Genomic DNA, 20,010 nt, shown 5'->3' with positions numbered 1-20,010 from the left:
CTGGATGGGCGAAGGAACCCCTGTGTCAGGAGACGGCCGGGTCATCGGCGGCCGGTACGTACTGCTGAAGCAGCTGGGCAGCGGCGGTATGGGGCATGTCTGGCTCGCTCACGACCCGGTCCTGGAGTGCGAGGTCGCGCTGAAGGAGCTGGTGCTGCAGGGTCCGGACGAGCAGGAACGCGCCGACCGGGTGGCGCGGGCCCGGGCGGAGGCGCGGCACGCGGCCGGGCTGCGCGCGAATCCGCATGTGGTGACCGTGCACGACGTGCTGGAGCACGACGGGCTGCCGTGGATCGTGATGGAGTACGTGCCGGACGCGGTCGATCTGCGGGTGCTGGTGGGGCGGGGCGGCCCGTTGCCGCCCGCCGAGTGCGCCCGGATCGGCCTCGCCGTCCTGGACGCGCTGACGGCCGGACACCAGCGGGGTCTGATGCACCGGGACGTGAAACCGGCGAACATCCTGCTGGCGCCCGACCGTACCGGGGCGCCGTATGCCCGTGTCCTGCTGACGGACTACGGCATCTCGGTGCAGCCGTACGGCGGCGAGACCCGGTACACGCAGCCGTCGGCGCTGGTCGGGACGGCGGGGTATGTGGCGCCGGAGCGGGTCATGGCCGGGCCGCCCACGCCGGCCGCCGATCTGTTCTCGCTGGGGTGCACGCTGTACCACGCGGTGGAGGGGCGGCGGCCGTTCGAGCGGGGTTCGGACTACTCGGAGATCTCCGCCGCGGTGACGGACGAGCCCTGTCCGCCGGTGCGGGCGGGTGCGCTGGCGCCGGTGCTGCTCGCGCTGCTCGTCAAGGATCCGGAGCGGCGGATGTCGGCGGTGGAGGCCGAGGCCGCGCTGTCGCTGATCGTGTCGTCGCAGGCGGATGCGTACGTCCGTACGCGCACCGATCCGGGTTCCGCACCGCCCTGGGGCGACGCACCGGAGGTGCCCGGCTTCGGAGCGCCCGACGTCGTGTCGAGCCCGGTCCCGTCGCCCGTTCCCCGGCCCGACGCCCCGGCCGACCCCCCGTCCGGCCACCGCCCCGGCCACCGGCGCGGTCCGTACCCGCATGCCCTGCGTGCCGCCATCGCCGCCGCCCTGGGGCTGGTGCTGGCCGGGGCCGGGATCTGGTGGGCGATCGCGCACGAGAGCCACGGTTCAGCGGCCGGGCCGCCGTACGGCAGCCTGGTGGGCCTTGCGCAGCCCCTCAAGGGCGGTGACTGTGTGGTCGCCGAGTGGTCCAGCGGGACGCGTTTCGTGGGCACCCCGACCCTCACCGTCGACCCGACCTGCGCGGACAGGGCGCCGGACGGCCAGGTGATGACGTTCGTGCCGGTGGCCTCCGCCTCGGAGGCTCGTGAGAAGGGGCCCGCCGGGTGCGAGGAGCGGACCAGGGAGCTGCGCGGCAAGCTCGCGGATGTGCGGCCCGTCGCCGTCGTACCGAGCGGGGACGGGTTCGAGGCGACCGGAGGGCGGGTGGCCTGTCTGGTGCTGGGGGCGCACGGACCCGTCTACGGGCCGCTCGACGGGTACCGCACGATGGGGGCCTCGTTCGTGGGCAACGCCACCATGCAGAAGCGGGACTGTCTCCGGCTGCCGCCCAGGCGGACCGCTGAGCTCGTCTCCTGCTCGGGGCCGCACGACGAGGAGGTGCTCGGGTTCACGCGGCTGGCCGCCGACCTGACGCTGGCCAAAGCGGGGAAACAGCAGGACCAGGCGTGCGCACGGGACGTACCGCCCCAGGAGTACGGATTCGATCCTTCCGTGTACGAGGCGCACTCCTGGACGAGTCAGGCCACGTGGACGGCCGGCTTTCATTTCGCCGTCTGCACCGTCCGGAAGCAGAACGGGGGCACCATGGAGGGGGACGGACCCTGAGGAGGGTGTCGCGATGCCCGGTTCTGCGAACGGTTCGAACGGTTCCAACGGCTCCACCAAGGCGATGGGGGTGCTCACCGTCGGCGGTCTCGTGGTGGTGACGGCCTACACGGTGGCGCTCGGCAGCAACGGCTGGCTGTGGTTCGGGTGGGTGGTGCTGGGGCTGCTGACGCTGGCGATGGTGATGACCCAGCAGAGCGGCTGACCGCTCAGTCCGTCGTCAGGCGGGCGGTCCGGTGCACTCCGGGCTGGTACTTGGGCAGCCGGGCGGTGATCTTCATGCCCGCGCCTGGGGCGGTCTCGATGACGAGGCCGTGGTCGTCGCCGTAGACCTGGCGGAGCCGGTCGTCGACGTTGGACAGGCCGATGCCGCCCGAGGGGCTGGTCTCGCCGGCCAGGATGCTGCGCAGCAGCACGGGGTCCATGCCGGCGCCGTCGTCCTCGATGACGACCAGGGCCTCGGCGCCCGTGTCCTGGGCGGTGATCTGGATGTGGCAGGTGCCGGTCTTGCCCTCCAGGCCGTGTTTGACGGCGTTCTCGACGAGGGGCTGGAGGCAGAGGAAGGGCAGGGTGACCGGGAGCACCTCGGGGGCGATCTGGAGGGTGACCGTGAGGCGGTCGCCGAACCGGGCCCGGACGAGCGCCAAGTAGTGGTCGATGGCGTGGAGTTCGTCGGCGAGGGTGGTGAAGTCGCCGTGCCTGCGGAACGAGTAGCGGGTGAAGTCGGCGAACTCCAGGAGCAGTTCGCGGGCGCGCTCGGGGTCGGTGCGTACGAACGAGGCGATCACCGCGAGCGAGTTGAAGATGAAGTGGGGGGAGATCTGGGCGCGCAGGGCGCGGATCTCGGCCTCGATGAGGCGGGTCCGGGAGCGGTCGAGGTCGGCCAGCTCCAGTTGGACGCTGACCCAGCGGGCGACCTCGCCGGCCGCCCGGACCAGCACGGCGGACTCGCGCGGGGCGCAGGCGACCAGGGCGCCGTGGACCCGGTCGTCGACGGTGAGGGGGGCGATCACGGCCCAGCGGACCGGGCAGTCGGGCACCTCGCAGTGCAGCCGGAAGGCCTCGCCGCGGCCGGACTCCAGCGGTCCGGCGAGGCGTTCCATGATCTCGGTGCGGTGGTGGCCGCCGACGCCGTCCCAGACCAGCAGGCTCTCGTGGTCGGTGAGACAGAGGGCGTCGGTGCCGAGCAGGGTGCGCAGCCGACGGGCCGACCGGCGGGCGGTCTCCTCGGTGAGGCCCGCGCGGAGCGGGGGTGCGGCCAGGGACGCGGTGTGCAGGGTCTCGAAGGTGGCGTACTCGACGGGGGTGCCGAGGCCGCCGCCGAGGCCCTCGGGGCGCGCGGTGCGGCGGCCCAGCCAGAAACCAGCGGCGAGCAGCGGGAGTACGGCGACCAGGAGGCCGGCCAGGAAACCGGTCACGGCCTCCCCCCGGGAGACGGCGGCGCGGTCTCGCCTCGGAGGGACGCGGTCACGCCTTGACCTCCGCGTGCAGCTCTTCCGGCAGGTGGAAGCGGGCCAGGATCGCGGCCGTTCCGGGCGGCACCCGGCTCGCGGTCGCGAGGGACACCAGGATCATGGTGAGGAAGCCGAGCGGCACCGACCAGAGGGCCGGCCACGCGAGCAGGGCGTGCAGGTTCCCGGTGCCCGGGAAGTCGGCCATCGTCGCGGCCACCGCGCAGAACGCCGAGCCGCCCCCGACCAGCATCCCGGCGGCCGCGCCGGGCGGGGTCAGCCGCCGCCACCAGATGCCGAGAACCAGCAACGGGCAGAAGGAGGAGGCCGATACGGCGAAGGCGAGCCCGACGGCGTCGGCCACCGGCAGCCCGCCCACCAGCACGCTGGCCGCGAGCGGTACGGCCATCGCCAGCACGGTCCCGAGTCTGAAGTGCCGTACGCCGCGCGACGGGAGGACGTCCTGGGTGAGGACTCCGGCGACCGCCATGGTGAGCCCGGAGGCGGTGGAGAGGAACGCGGCGAAGGCGCCGCCCGCCACCAGCGCGCCGAGCAGCTCGCCGCCGACGCCGCCGACGACCCGGTCGGGCAGCAGCAGGACGGCGGCGTCCGCGTCTCCGGTGAGGGTGAGTTCCGGGGTGTAGAGGCGGCCGAGGGCGCCGTAGACGGGTGGCAGGAGGTAGAAGAGGCCGATCAGGGCGAGGACGGCGACCGTGGTGCGGCGGGCGGCGACGCCGTGCGGGCTGGTGTAGAAGCGGACGACGACATGGGGCAGGCCCATGGTGCCGAGGAAGGTGGCGAGGATCAGTCCGTACGTGGCGTACAGCGGGCGTTCCTCGCGGCTCTCGGCGAGCGAGGTGGACATGCCGCCGTTGGTGCCGCGGTCGGTGGCGGGGACGCGGGTGCCCTCGGCGAAGGTCAGCCGGGTGCCGGCGGCGATGCGGTGGGTGCCCTCGGGGAGGGTGACCCTGGCATCCTCGCGCGGGCGGCCGTCCACCGTGCCGGTGACGGTGATCGTGAGGGGGCGGTCGAGTTTGAGGGCGAGGGTGTCCTGGACGTCGACGGTGCGCCGGTCGCGGAAGGTGGCGGGCTCGTCGAAGGCGTGGGTGGGGGCGCCGGCGCCCTGCCAGGCGAGGACCAGGAAGAGGGCGGGGACGAGGAGCGCGGTGAGCTTCAGCCAGTACTGGAAGGCCTGGACGAAGGTGATGCTGCGCATCCCCCCGGCGGCCACGGTGGCCACGACGACGACGGCCACGATGAGGCCGCCGAGCGCGTCCGGGGCGCCGGTGAGCACCGCCAACGTCAGCCCCGCGCCCTGCAGTTGCGGCAGCAGGTACAGCCAGCCGACGCCCACGACGAACGCCCCGGCGAGCCGTCGTACCGCCTGTGAGGCGAGCCGGGCCTCGGCGAAGTCGGGGAGGGTGTAGGCGCCGGAGCGGCGCAGCGGGGCGGCGACGAAGAGGAGCAGCACCAGGTAGCCGGCCGTGTAGCCGACCGGGTACCAGAGCATGTCCGGGCCCTGGACGAGGACCAGGCCCGCGATGCCCAGGAAGGAGGCGGCGGAGAGGTACTCGCCGCTGATCGCGGCCGCGTTGAGGCGGGGGCCGACGGTGCGCGAGGCGACGTAGAAGTCGGATGTCGTACGGGAGATGCGCAGGCCGAAGGCGCCGACCAGGACGGTCGCGACGACGACGAGGGCGACGGCCGGGACGGCGTATCCGGAGTTCATCCGGCCTCGTCCCGGCGGGAGTTCAGGACCGGTGCTGGCATGCGACGGCTCATCGGTCCTCGACGAGGCGGACGAAGTCCTCCTCGTTGCGTTCGGCGCGGCGCACGTACCAGCGGGCGAGCAGGATCAGCGGGGCGTAGAGGCAGAAGCCGAGCACCAGCCACTCCAGGCGGCGCGCCTCGGGGGCGGCCGCGAAGACCAGCGGGAGCGGGCCGACGAGGAACACGAGGACCGCGAACACGACCAGAGCGGCCCGGAGTTGGGTGCGCATGAGGGAGCGGACATAGGTGTGGCCGAGGGTGGTCTGCTCGTCGATCTCAGTGCGCGGCCGGTAGTAGCCGGAGGTACGGCGGCTGCGGCGCGGCGGGCCGGTGACGGTGACACGGCGCTCGGCGGGGTCCGCGGGCATCGTCAGACCCTCCTCATCAGCAGGTCCCGCAGTTCGCGTGCGTGGCGCCGGCTCACCTGGAGTTCCTCGTCGCTGACCAGGACGCTCACCGTGCCCGCGTCCAGGCGGAGTTCGCCGATGTGGCGCAGGGCGACGAGGTGGCGGCGGTGGATGCGGACGAAGCCTCGGGAGCGCCAGCGGTCCTCCAGCGTGGACAGGGGGATGCGGACGAGGTGGCTGCCGCGGTCGGTGTGGAGGCGGGCGTAGTCCCCCTGGGCCTCGACGTGGGTGATGTCGTCCACGGCCACGAACCGTGTGACACCGCCGAGTTCGACCGGGATGTGGTCGGGGTCGGGTTCGTGCACGGATATCCGGGGTGCGGCGCCGCGCAGTTCGGCGGCCCGGCGTACCGCTTCCGCGAGGCGTTCCTTCCGTACCGGCTTCAGGACGTAGTCGACCGCCTTGAGGTCGAAGGCCCGCACCGCGAAGTCCTCGTGGGCGGTGACGAAGACGACCAGCGGGGGCCGGGCGAAGCCGGTGAGGAGGCGGGCCATCTCCAGGCCGTCCAGGCCCGGCATCTGGACGTCGAGGAAGACGACGTCGATCGCCTCGGGGCCCTGTGGTCCGGACTCCAGGGCGCGGGTGATGCGGCGCAGCGCCTCGGTGGCGTCCCCGGCGCCCTCGATACTGCCGATCCGCGGATCGGCGTTGAGTAAGTAGAGAAGCTCCTCCAGCGAGGGGCGTTCGTCGTCGACGGCGAGGGCGCGCAGCATGAACGGAGTGTAGGCGGCTCGGCGGGGCGCTGGACATGTACCGGACGTGGACGTTCGCGCCGGATGAAGTGGTGCTCCTGAACCGTCTGCGCGCGTGGATACAGTGCGCACATGAACAGCGGCACCGTCCCGTTCGACGAACTCGACCGGAAGATCACCACCGCGCTGATGGCGAACGCGCGGACCAGTTTCGCCGAGATCGGCGCGGCCGTCGGGCTCTCCGCCACCGCTGTGAAGCGGCGGGTCGACCGGTTGCGCGAGACCGGTGTGATCACCGGGTTCACGGCCACCGTCAAGCCGTCGGCGCTCGGCTGGCGCACGGAGGCGTACGTCGAGGTGTACTGCGAGGGCGCGGCCCCGCCCAGGAGGCTCGCGGAGGTGGTCCGCAACCATCCGGAGATCACCGCGGCCATGACGGTGACCGGGGGCGCGGACGCCCTGCTGCACGTGCGGGCGCGGGACGTGGACCACTTCGAGGAGGTGCTGGAGCGGATCCGCGTCGAGCCGTTCATCCGGAAGACGATCAGCGTGATGGTGCTGTCGCACCTGCTCCCGGAGAGCCCGGAGGCGGGCGCGACACAGCCCGTGCCCGAGTAAACGCATCAATGCTGCGTTTGTACGATCGGATACGCAGTATTCCTGCACAGATGCGCAACATTTATTTCTTGTCGTGCGGATCTGTCGCTTTCTACCTTGGTGTCAACCCTCAGTCGACACCGCAGGAAAGCGGAGGAACACCTCTGTGTCCGAAAGCCGTGTGCCGCGCGTCCGGCGCTTCCTCGTCTGCGAACCCAGACACTTCGCCGTGCAGTACGCGATCAATCCCTGGATGAACCCCGACACCAGGGTCGACATCGACCTGGCCCAGGAGCAGTGGACCGCGCTGATCGGCGCATACCGTGCTCATGGCCACAGCGTCGATCATCTGGAGCCGGTCGCCGGCCTGCCCGACATGGTCTTCGCCGCGAACTCGGCGGTCGTCGTCGGCGGCCGCGTCTTCGGCTCCCTCTTCCACGCGCCCGAGCGGCGCCCCGAGTCCACCCACTACGACCTCTGGTTCAAGACGGCGGGCTATGACGTGCACCGCCCGGCCTCGGTGGTCGAGGGCGAGGGCGACCTGGTCTGGACGGGCCGCTGCCTGCTCGCCGGCACCGGCTTCCGCACCACCCGTGAGGCGCACCGGGAGGCGCAGGAGTTCTTCGGCCACCCGGTGATCAGCCTGACCCTGGTGGACCCGTACTTCTACCACCTGGACACCGCGCTGTTCGTCCTCGACGACCAGAACATCGTCTACTACCCCGAGGCCTTCTCACCCGGCAGTCAGGACGTACTGCGGCGCCTGTACCCGGACGCGGTGCTCGCCACCCGCGACGACGCGATGGCGTTCGGCCTGAACTCCGTCTCCGACGGCCGCCATGTCTTCATCGCGCCGCAGGCCGAGGCGCTCGCCGCCCGCCTCGCCGACCAGGGCTACGAGCCCGTCCCCGTCGATCTGTCCGAGTTCCACAAGGCCGGCGGCGGCATCAAGTGCTGCACCCAGGAAATCCGCTGAGGACCAGGAGACCCCACTGATGACCGCACCCGCGCACACACGCTCCTCCGCCGAACTGATCGAGGCGGAGGAACCGGTCCTCGCACACAACTACCACCCGCTGCCCGTCGTGGTCGCCCGTGCCGAGGGCACCTGGGTGGAGGACGTCGAGGGCCGCCGCTACCTCGACATGCTGGCCGGCTACTCGGCCCTCAACTTCGGCCACCGCCACCCGGCCCTGGTCGAGGCCGCGCACCGCCAGCTCGACCAGCTCACCCTCACCTCCCGCGCCTTCCACAACGACCGCCTGGCCGAATTCGCCGAGCGGCTCGCGGAGTTGACAGGCCTGGACATGGTGCTGCCGATGAACACCGGCGCGGAGGCGGTGGAGAGCGGCATCAAGGTGGCCCGCAAGTGGGCCTACGACGTGAAGGGCGTCCCCACCGACCAGGCCACGATCGTCGTCGCGGCGGACAACTTCCACGGCCGTACGACCACGATCGTCAGCTTCTCCACGGACGAGACGGCCCGGGCAGGGTTCGGTCCGTTCACGCCGGGCTTCCGGATCGTGCCGTACAACGACCTGGCCGCGCTGGAGGCGGCGGTCGACGAGACGACGGCGGCCGTGCTGATCGAGCCGATCCAGGGCGAGGCCGGGGTGATGATCCCCGACGACGGCTATCTGACCGGGGTCCGTGAACTGACCCGGCGGGCGGGCTGCCTGTTCGTCGCCGACGAGATCCAGTCGGGTCTCGGCCGCACCGGCCGTACCCTCGCCGTGGACCACGAGGATGTCGTGCCGGACGTGCTGCTGCTCGGCAAGGCGCTCGGCGGCGGGATCGTGCCGGTGTCGGCGGTGGTGGCCCGGCGCGAGGTGATGAGCGTGCTGCGGCCCGGCGAGCACGGCTCGACGTTCGGCGGCAACCCGCTCGCGGCAGCCGTCGGCACGGCGGTGGTCGAGCTGCTGGAGGGCGGCGAGTTCCAGCGCAGGGCGGCGGAGTCGGGCGTGATCCTGCGGGACGGTCTGGCGGAGCTGGTCGGCAGGGGTGTGGTCGGTTTCCGCTCGCGAGGGCTGTGGGCGGGCGTCGACGTGGACCCGGCGATCGGCACCGGCCGCGAGATCAGCGAACGGCTGATGCGCGAGGGCGTCCTGGTCAAGGACACGCACGGCTCCACGATCCGGCTGGCCCCGCCGCTGACCATCACGGCGGAGGAACTGCGGTCCGCGCTGGGCTCGCTGGAGAAGGTCCTGACGGCCTGACCCCCGGCCGGCGTACGACGGCGGCCGCGCCCGGGAGCGCGGCCGCCCCGCCGCGATGGTGCGCATTGACGCGCCGCGGGAGGGCACCGACCATGGGGTGCGCATGGCGCGGTTGCTCACGGGGGTGCGCAATGGTCACACGAGAGCGGGACGAGCTGCCCTTACGTCCCTTCACCGTCTTCAGGCTGAGCTTCGCCGCCCTGGCCGTGGCGGCGGTGGTGCTCGGTTGCGTCGGCTTCCGGACCTATCTGCGGCAACGCCCGGAGTTCGGGCACGGCCCGGCCGACCTCCTCTACTACTCCTGCCAGTTGTTCGTGCTGTCCGCCACACCGCTGGACAGGGGCGGTCCGCTCCCCCTGGCACTTGACGTGGCCCGGTACGCGGCCCCGCTCACCACGGTCTACGCGCTCGCCGAGACGGTCCGGATCCTCGGCGCCGGTGAACTGCTGCGGCTGCGGATGGCGCGGCTGCGCGGGCACTGCGTGGTCTGCGGGTCGGGCGGGACCGCCCGGATGCTGGCGGCCCGGCTGCGGGCGGCGGGCAAGACCGTGGTCGTCGTCTCCGCCGCCGGCAACGACGACGGGGTGCTGAACGTGGTCGGGGACGGCCGTCGCCCGGAGACGCTCCGCAGGGCCGGAGCGGTCCGCGCGGCCGCCGTCTACGCGTGCGACGAGGACTACGGTGCCAACGTCCTGATCGCCGCGGCGGTGCGGGACCTGGCCACCCGTTCCCGCGAGCCGCTGCGGGTGCACGCGGCGGTCGCCGACCAGGAGATGTGCACCGCCCTGCAGGCCCGCCACCTGGTGGGCACGGCACAGAGCCGGGTACGCCTCGACTTCTTCAACGTGGATGTCCTCGCGGCCCGTCAACTCGCCGCCGAGGAAGGCTTCGAGGCCCAGGACGCCGCCGCTCCGGCGGGCTGTCTGATCGTCGGGGTCTCCCCGTTCGCCCGCGCCCTCCTCGTCGAACTGGCCCGGCGCTGGCGGCTGCGCGAGCACCCGTCCGGGCCGCTTCCGGTGACCTGGGCCGGTGACTCCGCCACCGCCGCGCTCACCGCTCTGTGCACCCGGTACGAGTTCCTGGCCGAGGTGTGCCGGCTCACCCCACGGGACATGCCGGAGACCGGACACGCCGTCAACGAGCTGCTCTCCGAGCTGCGCTCGGCCGAGCCGGCGACCGTGCCCGGACGCGTCTACGTCTGCTGCCGACCGGACGACGTCTCCCTGCGTACCGCGCTGACGGCGGTCAGGGCCTGGCCCACCACGCCGGACGGTCTGACCCTCCAACTGCAGGAGGCCGGCTCCTACGGCGCCTCCCTCGGCGACGGCGACACGGCGATGCTGGACGATCTCGGCGGCAGGCTGCGGCCGTTCGGGGTGCTGGACGCGGCCTGCCGGCCCGAACTCCTCGACGACGACCTGATGGAGCAGCTCGCCCGGGCCTTCCACGAGGAGTATGTACTGGCCCGCCGCCGGCACGGGGACGTCGTGGCGGCCAATCCGTCCATGGTCCCCTGGGAACGGCTGCCCGGCCGGCTCCAGGAGGACAACCGGGCCGCGGCCCGGCACATCGGCCCCAAGCTGCGCTCCATCGACTGCGCGATAGCTCCTCGGGTGGCGCCGAAGCCGCCGTTCGCCTTCCGCGACGACGAGATCGGCCGGCTGGCCGTCATGGAGCACCGGCGCTGGCTGGCGGCTCGGCAGCGGGAGGGCTGGACATACGGCCATGTCCGTGACGACACGGCCAGAACCCGGCCCGACCTCGTGGAATGGGAGCTGCTCGGCGAATCCGTACGGGACCGGGACCGCGATGCCGTGCGCGCACTCCCGTCCGTGCTGGCGACCGCCGGCTTCCAGATCGTCCGGCTGACCCCGGAAGAGCCGTGACACTCCTCGGCGGGAGGGCCGAGCGGACTGGCGACGTCCCCCAACTGTGCTATTCATACAAGTGGGCCCCGGCCTGGGAGAACGTCAGTTTGAAGTCACCTCGTGGAGTTGGGGGCTGCCAGCCGTGTTCTACTACCTTCTCAAGTACGTGCTCCTGGGGCCGCTGCTGAGACTGGTGTTCCGCCCCCGCATCGAAGGTCTGGAGCACGTGCCGGCCTCCGGACCCGCGATCGTCGCGGGCAATCACCTCTCCTTCTCCGACCACTTCCTGATGCCGGCCGTACTGAAGCGGCGCATCACCTTCCTCGCCAAGGCCGAGTACTTCACCGGGCCGGGTCTGAAGGGCCGGCTGACCGCGTTCTTCTTCCGCAGCGCCGGGCAGATCCCGGTGGACCGCTCCGGCAAGGAGGCGGGCCAGGCCGCGATCCGCGAGGGGCTCAAGGTGCTGGGCAAGGGCGAGTTGCTCGGCATCTACCCGGAGGGCACGCGCTCGCACGACGGCCGGCTCTACAAGGGCAAGGTCGGTGTCGCCGTGATGGCGCTGCGGGCCGGGGTCCCGGTGATCCCGTGCGCGATGATCGGCACCTTCGAGGCGCAGCCGCCCGGCAAGGTCATCCCGAACGTCCACCCCGTGGTGATCCGCTTCGGCAAGCCCCTCGAGTTCTCCCGGTACGCCGGGATGGAGGACGAGAAGGCCGTCCTGCGCGCCATCACCGACGAGATCATCTACGCCATCCTGTCCCTCTCCGGGCAGGAGTACGTCGACCAGTACGCGGCCGTCGTCAAGGCCGATCAGGCCGCGGAGAAGGGCGGGAAGGAACGCAGGTTCCCGCGCGCGCCGCTCAGTTGAGGGTATGAGTGCGGGCGGCGGGGAGATGCTCCCCGCCGCCCGCACCGGCTAAACGGCTGTGGCTGTGGCTACGGCTTCGGAGTCGCGTGCGGTGTGCAGGTGACGTCCGCACTGTCCAGCTTGCCGGTAAGCAGGTAGGCGTCCACGCGGTCGTTGATGCACGGGTTGACCAGGCCGGTCACGCCGTGCGAGCCGGCGCCCTGCTCGGTGATGAGACGGGAGCCCTTGAAGCGCTTGTGCAGTTGGACGGCGCCGGGGTACGGGGTGGCGGCGTCGCGGGTGGACTGCACGATCAGCACCTGCGGCAGCCCCTTGTGGGTCGTGACCTCGACCGGGGTCTGCTGCTTGACCGGCCAGGTGGCGCACGGCAGGTTCATCCACGCGTTGGCCCAGGTCATGAACGGGTACTGCTTGTTGAGCTCGGTGTTGTCGCGGTCCCACTTCTTCCAGCTGGTGGGCCACTTGGCGTCGGTGCACTCGACGGCCGTGTAGACGGCGTTGCTGTTCTCCGAGGTGATGTTGCCGGCGGTGTCGGTGAGGTCCGGGGCGGCGGCGTCGACCAGAGCCTGGGTGTCACCCGCGAAGTACTTGCTGAACACCGTCGCGACCGGGACCCACGAGGAGTCGTAGTACGGCGCGTTCTGGAAGAAGGAGATCAGCTCGGCCGGTCCGACGACCCCGCCGATCGGGTTCGCCTTGGCGGTGGCGCGCAGCTGGAGCCACTTGGCCTGGACGGCGTCGCGGGTGGTCCCGAGGTGGAAGGCGGCGTCGTTGGCTGCGACCCAGTCCTCCCAGTCCTTCCAGCGGCCCTCGAAGGCGATGTCCTGCTCCAGGTTGGCCTGGTACCAGATGTTCTCCCGCGACGGGTTGACGACACTGTCGACGATCATCCGGCGCACATGCCCCGGGAACAGCGTCCCGTACACGGCGCCGAGGTACGTGCCGTAGGAGACCCCGAGGTAGTTGAGCTTCTTCTCGCCGAGCGCGGCCCGGATGACGTCCAGGTCGCGTGCGGTGTTCGGGGTGGTCATCTGCTGGAGCATCGCCCGGCCGGTGCGCGCGGCGCAGCCGTCCGCGTACTGCCTGGCGAGCTTGCGCTGGGCGGTCTTGTCGGCCTCGGTGTCCGGCACCGGGTCGGCCTTGGGCGCCTTCACGAACTCCTGCGGGTCGATGCAGGAGATGGGCGCGGAGTGGCCGACGCCACGCGGGTCGAAGCCCACGAAGTCGTACGCCTTCGCGGTGTTGACCCACAGCGGGTTCTTGGTGGTGACCCGGCGCGGGAAGCGCATCCCCGAACCGCCCGGGCCGCCGGGGTTGTAGACGAGCGCGCCCTGGCGCTCCGCCTTCGTCCCCGTGTTGCCTATTCGGTCGACGGCCAGCTTGATCTGCTTGCCGTAGGGGTTCGTGTAGTCGAGCGGCACGCTGACCCAGCCGCACTGGATGGGCTTTTCGAAGCCCCAGTCGGCCGGGCAGTCCGCCCAGTCGATGCCGGCCTTGGCGGCACGCGCGGCGGCGACGGAAGCGCCCCACTGTGCACGGTCCTGGCCGCCCTTGTGCGCCTCGGCACCGGACGCGGGCGCCGCGAGCGCACCGGTGATCAGGGTCGCCGTGACGAGCGCGCCCGCGGAACCGAGCGCCAGCATCCGGCTCCTCGATCTGAAGTTGTCCCTCAAGTGGGCCCCTCCCCGTACATGGTGACGAATAGTCAGAGGGGATCCTTCCGGCTGTGAACCTCCTGAGAACAGGGTGTGACAGCCGTCGTTACCAATCCGATAACCGGACGATCACGTCCCGCTGAGCGGATCAGCCAGAGAGATGACCCAACGCCTCGTCCAACACCCGCCGCAGCCGCAGCGCGTCGACTGCCACCGCACTCACCAGAACGGCGGGCCCGACGAGCGGAGTGAGGGCGGCGCACTCCCCCAGCATCCTCGCCGCCACCGGCTCGGCCTCGAACTCCGGCCGTACGACGACGAGTTGCCCCACCGCGCGATGTCCCCCCAGCACGGCGGGCCCGTCCCATCCACCGGGCACCCCGGGACCGCAGGCCAGCTCCTGGTCCAGTACGGCCTTCCCTGCGACGCGCACGGTGAGCCGACTGGTGAGCCGCCCGGGCTCCTCCCCCGCCCGCCCGAGCACCTGCTCCTCACGCAGCACGAGCCGCCCGCCGGCTCCGACGTCGGCGCGGGTCGTGACGTGCAGATCGCTCCCCTTCGCCGAGATCAACTGTTCGGGCAGCCACCGTAGTTCACCGCCGTCGGCGACATCGAGCCGAACGTCGTACCGGGCCTCGCCCTTCGCCTGCCCCGGCAGAGCGATGGTGGCCGCGGCGGACCCGACACACAGCCGTGCCCCACGCTCCACCGTCGCCTCGACCGAGAACCGGTCGCCACCGAGCGGCCCGCTCATCGCCCCGACGACCATCACCCGGGCCTCGGCACCGCTCCCCCGGGTGCGCCGCAGCGCGAGCGGCCCCTGGCCCTCCAGCACAGGCAACGACGTCCCGCCCCGCCCGTCCTCCCGGGCGACGATCCGCGCGGTCGCCCGCACACCGGTGGCGGTCACGCCGTCCACGCTGCGAGCCGCTCCCGCACCCACGAGGCGACGTCCCCGACACCGGCCTCGCCGCGCAACGACTGGAAGACGACGGGCAGTTCCGCCCGCTGCGCCTTGGCGTCGGCGGCCATCCGCGCCAGATCGGAACCCACGTAGGGAGCGAGGTCGGTCTTGTTGACGACCAGCAGATCGGCGGTGGTCACCCCCGGGCCGCCCTTCCGGGGGATGTCGTCCCCGCCGGCCACGTCGATCACGAAGATCTGCGCGTCCACGAGCCCCTTGGAGAAGGTGGCGGTGAGATTGTCCCCGCCCGACTCGACGAGGATGAGGTCCAGCGGCCCGACCTCGTCCTCCAGGTCCTCCACGGCTTCGAGGTTGGCTGAGATGTCGTCGCGGATCGCGGTGTGCGGACAGGCCCCCGTCTCGACGGCGGTGATCCGCTCGGGCGGCAACACGGCCTCCCGAAGCAGGAACTCGGCGTCCTCGCGCGTGTAGATGTCGTTGGTGACGACGGCGAGGGACAACTCGTCACGCAGAGCCCGGCAGAGCGCGGCGACGGTAGCGGTCTTCCCGGACCCGACGGGCCCACCGAGCCCGATCCGAAGGGCACGCCGGGCCCCATCGGGCCGACGCGCGTCGGCGCTCAGGACGGCGGGACCGTGATGATCGTGATCGAGGTGCATATACGGCTCCTTCATATGATTGGCCCACTCTGAGCCCGTCCGACGTCTGACGACAAAGACCGGCCCGCACCCCCTCCAGCCCGTCCGACGTCTGAGGACGAAGACCGGCCCGCACCCCCTCCAGCCCGTCCGACGTCTGAGGACAAAGACCGGTCCGCACCCCTTCCAGCCTGTCCGGCGTTTGAGGACGAGGCCGTTCAGGCCGAAACGGGGGTCCGGGGCGGCAGCCCCCGGCAGGGCGCGGCGGGGGTCGAAGGGGGCGCAGCCCCCTGGTGATGGGACGGGTAGGGGCGGCGGGGGCGAGAAAACTAGGACGCGAACAACCGCACCCCCCACCCCGCATGCCACTCCGCCCCGATCTCCAGCAACGGCGCCGACCCCGCGGGCAGTACATCCACCCCACCCCCGGCCGCCCCGCGCGCCGCCTCCACCGCCTGGTCGACCACCCGATCCACCTCCGGCGCCAACCGAGCCAGCACCCCCGTCGCCTCGAACGGATCCAGACTCAGCAACCGCACCACCGCCGTGGCCGGCCCGCTCACGCACTCATACGCCGCGCAGTACGCCGCATCCGCCACCGAAAGCCCCGCCGCCCGAGCGACCACCCCCAACACCACCGGCTGATGCGCCCCCTTGGGAAACTCCCGGGCAACGGCGTCGAGTTCGGGCCCCGGCCAAGTCACCCGAGCGGCCCGCAGCAGCTGCCGCCCGAGCTTGCGAGCCGTGCCCCGAAGCGCGGGCGACGGCGTCCGCGCATCGGCTGCCGCATCCAGCTCCCGTACCTCCGCACCGAGTACCGCAGCCGCGGCGAACGCGCCCGCCATCAGCCCCGCCGTGTGCAACCGCCCCCGGCAGAACTCCTCCAGATCCGCCGCCCCGCTGATCCGCCCGGCCTTGACCGCCGCTTCGGCCCCGCCGGAGTGCGCATGCCCTCCGGCGGGAAAGCGGCCGTCGGCCAACACCAGCAACGCCGCCCGAGACATCACGACCACCTGCTCTCAGAACAGGAAGTAGCGCTGGGCCATGGGCAGTTCCGCGGCCGGTGACGCCTCGACCAGTTCCCCGTCGATATGCACGGCGAAGCTGTCGGGATCGACCCGGACCGAGGGACGAGCGTCGTTCTCGCGCATGTCCGCCTTGGTCACCGCACGCGTCGACTCGATGGCGACGAACCGCTTGCCGAGCTGCAGCCGCTCCGGCAACCCGTCCTCGATGGCGAGCGGGGCGACGAAGTTGAAGGAGTTGGCGGCCGGCGCCCGTCCGATCGCCCCGTACATGGGACGCGGCAGGATCGGCTGGGGCGTCGGGATCGACGCGTTGGCGTCGCCCATCTGCGCGTAGGCGATCTGCCCGCCCTTGATGACGAGCTGCGGCTTGACCCCGAAGAACGCGGGCTCCCAGAGCACGAGGTCGGCGAGCTTGCCGGTCTCCACCGAGCCGACCTCCCGGGCCAGCCCCTGGGCGAGCGCCGGGTTGATGGTGTACTTCGCGACGTACCGCCGTACCCGGCGGTTGTCGGCGCGCCCGTCCCCCGGCAGCGCGCCCCGCCGACGCTTCATCACATGCGCGGTCTGCCAGGTCCGCAGTATCACCTCACCCACCCGCCCCATGGCCTGCGCGTCGGACGAGATGATCGAGATCGCACCGAGGTCGTGCAGCACGTCCTCGGCCCCGATGGTCGACGGCCGGATCCGCGACTCGGCGAAGGCCAGGTCCTCCGGCACCGCCGGATTCAGGTGATGGCACACCATCAGCATGTCGAGGTGTTCCTCGGCGGTGTTGACGGTGTAGGGCCGGGTCGGATTCGTCGAGCTCGGCAGTACGTGCGGCTCGGAGACGACGGTCATGATGTCCGGCGCGTGCCCGCCCCCCGCACCCTCGGTGTGGTAGGCGTGGATCCCACGTCCGCCGATCGCGGCGAGCGTGTCCCCGACGAACCCCGCCTCGTTCAGCGTGTCCGTGTGGATGGCCACCTGGATACCCGTCCGGTCGGCGACGGTCAGCGCGGCGTCGATGACCGCCGGGGTCGAGCCCCAGTCCTCGTGCAGCTTCAGCCCCAGGGCCCCGCCCCGGATCTGGGAGATCATCGCCTCGTGGGAGACGGTGTTGCCCTTGCCGAGGAACCCGATGTTGAGCGGGTACTGCTCCATCGCCTCCAGCATGCGGGCGAGGTGCCACGGCCCCGGTGTCACGGTGGTGGCCTTGGAACCCTCGGCAGGTCCCGTGCCACCACCCACGAGGGTCGTCACCCCCGCCGACAGCGCCTCGTCGGCGATCTGCGGGCAGATGAAGTGGACATGGGCGTCGATGGCACCGGCGGTCAGGATCCGCCCGTTGCCGGCGATGACCTCGGTCTCGGGCCCGATCACCAGGTCCGGGTGCACCCCGTCCATGGTGTCGGGGTTGCCGGCCTTCCCGATGCCGGTGATCCGGCCGTCGCGGATACCGACGTCGGCCTTGACGATGCCCCAGTGATCGATGATCACGGCACCCGTGATGACCGTGTCGGGGGTGCCTTCTGCGCGCGTAGCACGCGACTGGCCCATGGACTCACGGATGACCTTGCCGCCGCCGAAGACCGCCTCGTCCCCGGCGAGACCGGGCCCGCCGGAACGGTCCTCCTCGATCTCGACGAGCAGGTCGGTGTCGGCGAGCCGGATCCGGTCCCCGGTGGTCGGCCCGAACAGGTCGGCATAGGCGGCACGGGAGATCTCAGGCATCGAGGGCACCTCCGGTCTCGCCGCGCAGTCCGGGCACCACGCGGGCGCCGGTGAGCGGGACGAGTTCGACGTCGACGGGGATGCCGGGCTCGAAGCGGACGGCGGTGCCGGCGGCGACGTTCAGCCGCATGCCGCGGGCCGCGTCCCGGTCGAACTCCAGTCCGGGGTTGGCCTCGGCGAAGTGATAGTGGGAGCCGACCTGGACGGGCCGGTCGGCGGCGTTGAGGACGGTCATCCGGGTGACGGCGCGGCCCTCGTTGTACACGATGGGCTCGTCGGCGAAGAGGATCTCTCCGGGAATCATCGGCGGCCCCCTCAGACGATCGGGTCGTGGACGGTGACGAGCTTGGTGCCGTCCGGGAAGGTCGCCTCGACCTGGACGTCATGGATCATCTCGGGGATGCCCTCCATGACGTCGTCCCTGGTGAGCAGCTTGCGTCCGGAGGCCATCAGCTCGGCGACGGTACGGCCGTCACGTGCGCCCTCGAGGATGTGCGAGGTGATGAGGGCGACGGCTTCGGGGTGGTTCAGCTTGAGCCCGCGGGCCCGGCGCTTCTCGGCGACGTCGGCCGCCACATGGATCAGCAGCCTCTCTTGCTCGTGCGGGGTCAGTTGCACGTCCCACCTCACAGTCCTCGCTCCGGACCGTGCGGGGTCCGGTTGCCGCAGCCACCTGTACGGACACAAAACCGCTGGTGGCGTGGATGGGCAGGCTAGTTCGCCGGAGTTTCAACGACGTTAACCGCACCGGGACCGCCGCACGGGGACACCGGACCGGCTCTCGGCACACCCCGTGGACGACGTCGGTGACGAGTCCGGGGTCCGCATCGGCGGCGATCTCGCCGCGCGCGCTCGTCCGATCGAGGATGTCGCGCGGTGCCGCGGGGCGGTGACCCTCGCAGCGGTCGGCGGCGCCGTCGAGCGGATCGTGTCCCCGTCGGCCGCCGGGCTCGCGCCCGTAGAGGTGAACGCGGTGTCGTCGGGCGCGGTCGACGCGGACTGCTATGACTTCCTGCCCGACGGGCGGCGGCAGGCGCAGTTCGCCCCGGCGGCGGACACCGTGTCGGCCGAACGGGTGGGGCGCCCCGGGGATGTCGCCGTCGTCCGCCGTCTCGTCGACGTCATCCATATGACCGGCTCGATCCTGCCCGCCGACGGAGGCGGCACCGTGGCCCGACGCCCCGCGGCACGCCCCATGACACCCGATCGGCCCTCCCCCGGATGCTCCGGTGGAGGGCCGATGGCATGTCCGGGGTCAGGAGCCCGCGGCCCCCCGGTGCTCCGCCGCGATGCCGAAGCGGCCGCGCTCCGGGCGCACCGCAGCGGTCTCGCGCACGGTGGAGACCGAGCTGACCACCTGGTCCTCGGCGGATTCCGAGAGCTCTTCGAGGCGCTCCAGGTCGGCGGCGGAGACGAGGGCGACCAGGGGTTTGCCGTGCCGCGTCACCACGACGCGCTCACCGCCGTACACCACCCGGTTGATCAGTTCGGCGAGCTCAGCCCTGGCTTGCGTCACCGGAATCTCGTAGGCCATGAACCCAGCTTACGGGGCACCTCGGACAACACATCTTGTTCGGCGACAGCGGAACACCCACCCGAGGCTCTGTACGTCCTGTACATTTTTTACAGAGAGTCCGGCCGCCGAGACGCCTCGGCCGCGAGGAGGGGTATGCCATGACCCGACCGTCCGCCCGCTATGTGCTGCCAGAGTTCACGGAGCGCACCAGCTCCGGACAGCGCACCCTGGATCCGTACTCGAAGCTGCTGGAGGGGCGGATCGTCTTTCTCGGCGCGCCCGTGGACGAGATCTCGGCCAACGACGTGATGGCGCAGCTGATGTATCTGGAGCACGCCGCCCCGGAGCAGGACATCGCGCTGTACATCAACTCTCCGGGCGGGTCGTTCAGCGCGATGGCCGCGATCTACGACACGGTCCAGTACGTCACCTGTGACGTGGAGACGATCTGCCTGGGGCAGGCCGGTGCTTCGGCCGCGGTGCTGCTCGCGGCCGGCGCACCGGGCAAGCGGTCCGTGCTGCCGGGCGCACGCATCGTGCTCCAGCAGCCGTCGCTGCCGGAACCGGTGCAGGGCCAGCCGAGTGATCTGGCCATCCAGGCGGCGGAGTTGGACCGGGTCCGGGCGCTGCTCGAAAGCATGCTCGTCAAGCACACCGGGCGCACACCGGAGCAGGTCCATCAGGATCTGGACCGGGACCTGGTACTGGACGCGCACGGGGCGCTGGCGTACGGGCTGGTGGACCGGATCGTGCCCAGCCGCAGGACCTCGCTCGGTCTGCCGGACGCGGGGTGAGGCGC

20 protein-coding genes are annotated in these 20,010 nt (G+C 71.6%); 8 read left to right on the top strand and 12 right to left on the bottom strand.

Going from position 1 to position 20,010, the window contains the following annotated elements; genetic code table 11:
• Positions 1–4: 4 nt before the first annotated feature.
• A complete protein-coding gene (locus tag EDD90_RS44910; protein WP_123978811.1) occupies positions 5–1,867 on the top strand; it encodes a serine/threonine-protein kinase in 1,863 nt (620 codons plus the stop codon).
• Between the two features lie 13 nt (positions 1,868–1,880).
• A complete protein-coding gene (locus tag EDD90_RS44905; protein WP_123978810.1) occupies positions 1,881–2,072 on the top strand; it encodes a hypothetical protein in 192 nt (63 codons plus the stop codon).
• 4 nt (positions 2,073–2,076) lie between these two features.
• Here EDD90_RS44905 and EDD90_RS44900 read toward each other — a convergent pair whose 3' ends face one another.
• The 4 genes from EDD90_RS44900 to EDD90_RS44885 are packed head-to-tail and all read right to left on the bottom strand — an operon-like array spanning position 2,077 to position 6,208.
• Positions 2,077–3,285 (bottom strand): sensor histidine kinase, encoded by a 1,209-nt coding sequence (locus EDD90_RS44900; RefSeq protein WP_123978809.1) that lies wholly within the window; start codon positions 3,283–3,285, stop codon positions 2,077–2,079.
• 49 nt (positions 3,286–3,334) lie between these two features.
• Positions 3,335–5,047, bottom strand: a complete 1,713-nt coding sequence (locus EDD90_RS44895) for a cation acetate symporter (protein WP_123978808.1) — start codon at positions 5,045–5,047, stop codon at positions 3,335–3,337.
• A 49-nt stretch (positions 5,048–5,096) separates the two neighbouring features.
• Positions 5,097–5,456, bottom strand: coding sequence for a hypothetical protein (locus EDD90_RS44890; protein WP_123978807.1), 360 nt, complete (start codon positions 5,454–5,456; stop codon positions 5,097–5,099).
• A 2-nt stretch (positions 5,457–5,458) separates the two neighbouring features.
• On the bottom strand, positions 5,459–6,208 hold the full coding sequence (locus EDD90_RS44885; protein ID WP_123978806.1) for a LytTR family DNA-binding domain-containing protein: 750 nt from the start codon (positions 6,206–6,208) through the stop codon (positions 5,459–5,461).
• Positions 6,209–6,319: 111 nt separating this feature from the next.
• Here EDD90_RS44885 and EDD90_RS44880 point away from each other — a divergent pair, with 111 nt between their 5' ends.
• The 5 genes from EDD90_RS44880 (at position 6,320) to EDD90_RS44860 (ending at position 11,736) form a co-directional block, all read left to right on the top strand.
• A complete protein-coding gene (locus EDD90_RS44880; RefSeq protein ID WP_123978805.1) occupies positions 6,320–6,805 on the top strand; it encodes an Lrp/AsnC family transcriptional regulator in 486 nt (161 codons plus the stop codon).
• Positions 6,806–6,950: 145 nt separating this feature from the next.
• Positions 6,951–7,760, top strand: a complete 810-nt coding sequence (ddaH, locus tag EDD90_RS44875; protein ID WP_123978804.1) for a dimethylargininase — start codon at positions 6,951–6,953, stop codon at positions 7,758–7,760.
• A 19-nt stretch (positions 7,761–7,779) separates the two neighbouring features.
• The gene (gene rocD, locus EDD90_RS44870; RefSeq protein ID WP_123978803.1) at positions 7,780–9,000 is read left to right on the top strand and encodes an ornithine--oxo-acid transaminase; all 1,221 of its coding nucleotides are present in this window, start codon (positions 7,780–7,782) and stop codon (positions 8,998–9,000) included.
• A 131-nt stretch (positions 9,001–9,131) separates the two neighbouring features.
• Entirely contained in the window at positions 9,132–10,886 is a 1,755-nt protein-coding gene (locus EDD90_RS44865) for a RyR domain-containing protein (protein ID WP_185149445.1), read from the top strand.
• Between the two features lie 124 nt (positions 10,887–11,010).
• Positions 11,011–11,736 (top strand): 1-acyl-sn-glycerol-3-phosphate acyltransferase, encoded by a 726-nt coding sequence (locus EDD90_RS44860; protein WP_123978801.1) that lies wholly within the window; start codon positions 11,011–11,013, stop codon positions 11,734–11,736.
• 68 nt (positions 11,737–11,804) lie between these two features.
• On the opposite strand, the gene EDD90_RS44855 is transcribed toward EDD90_RS44860, so the two are convergent.
• The 8 genes from EDD90_RS44855 to EDD90_RS44820 all read right to left on the bottom strand — a co-directional run bounded on the left by EDD90_RS44855 (position 11,805) and on the right by EDD90_RS44820 (position 19,229).
• A complete protein-coding gene (locus EDD90_RS44855; RefSeq protein ID WP_123978800.1) occupies positions 11,805–13,379 on the bottom strand; it encodes an alpha/beta hydrolase in 1,575 nt (524 codons plus the stop codon).
• Positions 13,380–13,539: 160 nt separating this feature from the next.
• Positions 13,540–14,301: an urease accessory protein UreD gene (locus EDD90_RS44850; protein ID WP_123978799.1), complete on the bottom strand. Its 762-nt coding sequence runs from the start codon at positions 14,299–14,301 to the stop codon at positions 13,540–13,542.
• The gene (gene ureG, locus EDD90_RS44845; RefSeq protein WP_123978798.1) at positions 14,298–14,975 is read right to left on the bottom strand and encodes an urease accessory protein UreG; all 678 of its coding nucleotides are present in this window, start codon (positions 14,973–14,975) and stop codon (positions 14,298–14,300) included. The genes EDD90_RS44850 and ureG overlap by 4 nt, the downstream gene beginning before the upstream one ends.
• A gap of 308 nt (positions 14,976–15,283) precedes the next feature.
• Complete coding sequence (locus EDD90_RS44840) at positions 15,284–15,958, bottom strand: urease accessory protein UreF (protein WP_123978797.1); 675 nt, start codon at positions 15,956–15,958, stop codon at positions 15,284–15,286.
• Between the two features lie 15 nt (positions 15,959–15,973).
• Positions 15,974–17,695 carry an urease subunit alpha gene (locus tag EDD90_RS44835; protein ID WP_123978796.1) on the bottom strand — a complete coding sequence of 574 codons (1,722 nt, stop codon included), beginning with the start codon at positions 17,693–17,695 and terminating at the stop codon, positions 15,974–15,976.
• On the bottom strand, positions 17,688–17,999 hold the full coding sequence (locus tag EDD90_RS44830; protein WP_123978795.1) for an urease subunit beta: 312 nt from the start codon (positions 17,997–17,999) through the stop codon (positions 17,688–17,690). Before EDD90_RS44830 ends, EDD90_RS44835 begins: the two co-directional genes overlap by 8 nt.
• An 11-nt stretch (positions 18,000–18,010) precedes the next feature.
• Positions 18,011–18,313 (bottom strand): urease subunit gamma, encoded by a 303-nt coding sequence (locus tag EDD90_RS44825; protein WP_010355509.1) that lies wholly within the window; start codon positions 18,311–18,313, stop codon positions 18,011–18,013.
• 637 nt (positions 18,314–18,950) lie between these two features.
• On the bottom strand, positions 18,951–19,229 hold the full coding sequence (locus EDD90_RS44820) for a type II toxin-antitoxin system Phd/YefM family antitoxin (RefSeq protein ID WP_123978794.1): 279 nt from the start codon (positions 19,227–19,229) through the stop codon (positions 18,951–18,953).
• Between the two features lie 140 nt (positions 19,230–19,369).
• Between EDD90_RS44820 and EDD90_RS44815 the strand changes: the two genes are divergently transcribed.
• Positions 19,370–20,005 (top strand): ATP-dependent Clp protease proteolytic subunit, encoded by a 636-nt coding sequence (locus EDD90_RS44815; RefSeq protein WP_123978793.1) that lies wholly within the window; start codon positions 19,370–19,372, stop codon positions 20,003–20,005.
• Positions 20,006–20,010: the final 5 nt, after the last annotated feature.

It is taken from the genome of Streptomyces sp. Ag109_O5-1 (assembly GCF_003814875.1).
In the GTDB taxonomy this organism is placed as follows: domain Bacteria; phylum Actinomycetota; class Actinomycetes; order Streptomycetales; family Streptomycetaceae; genus Streptomyces; species Streptomyces sasae.
The sequence above is the reverse complement of the archived record's forward strand: the minus strand, read 5'-3'. Positions and strand labels throughout refer to the sequence as shown.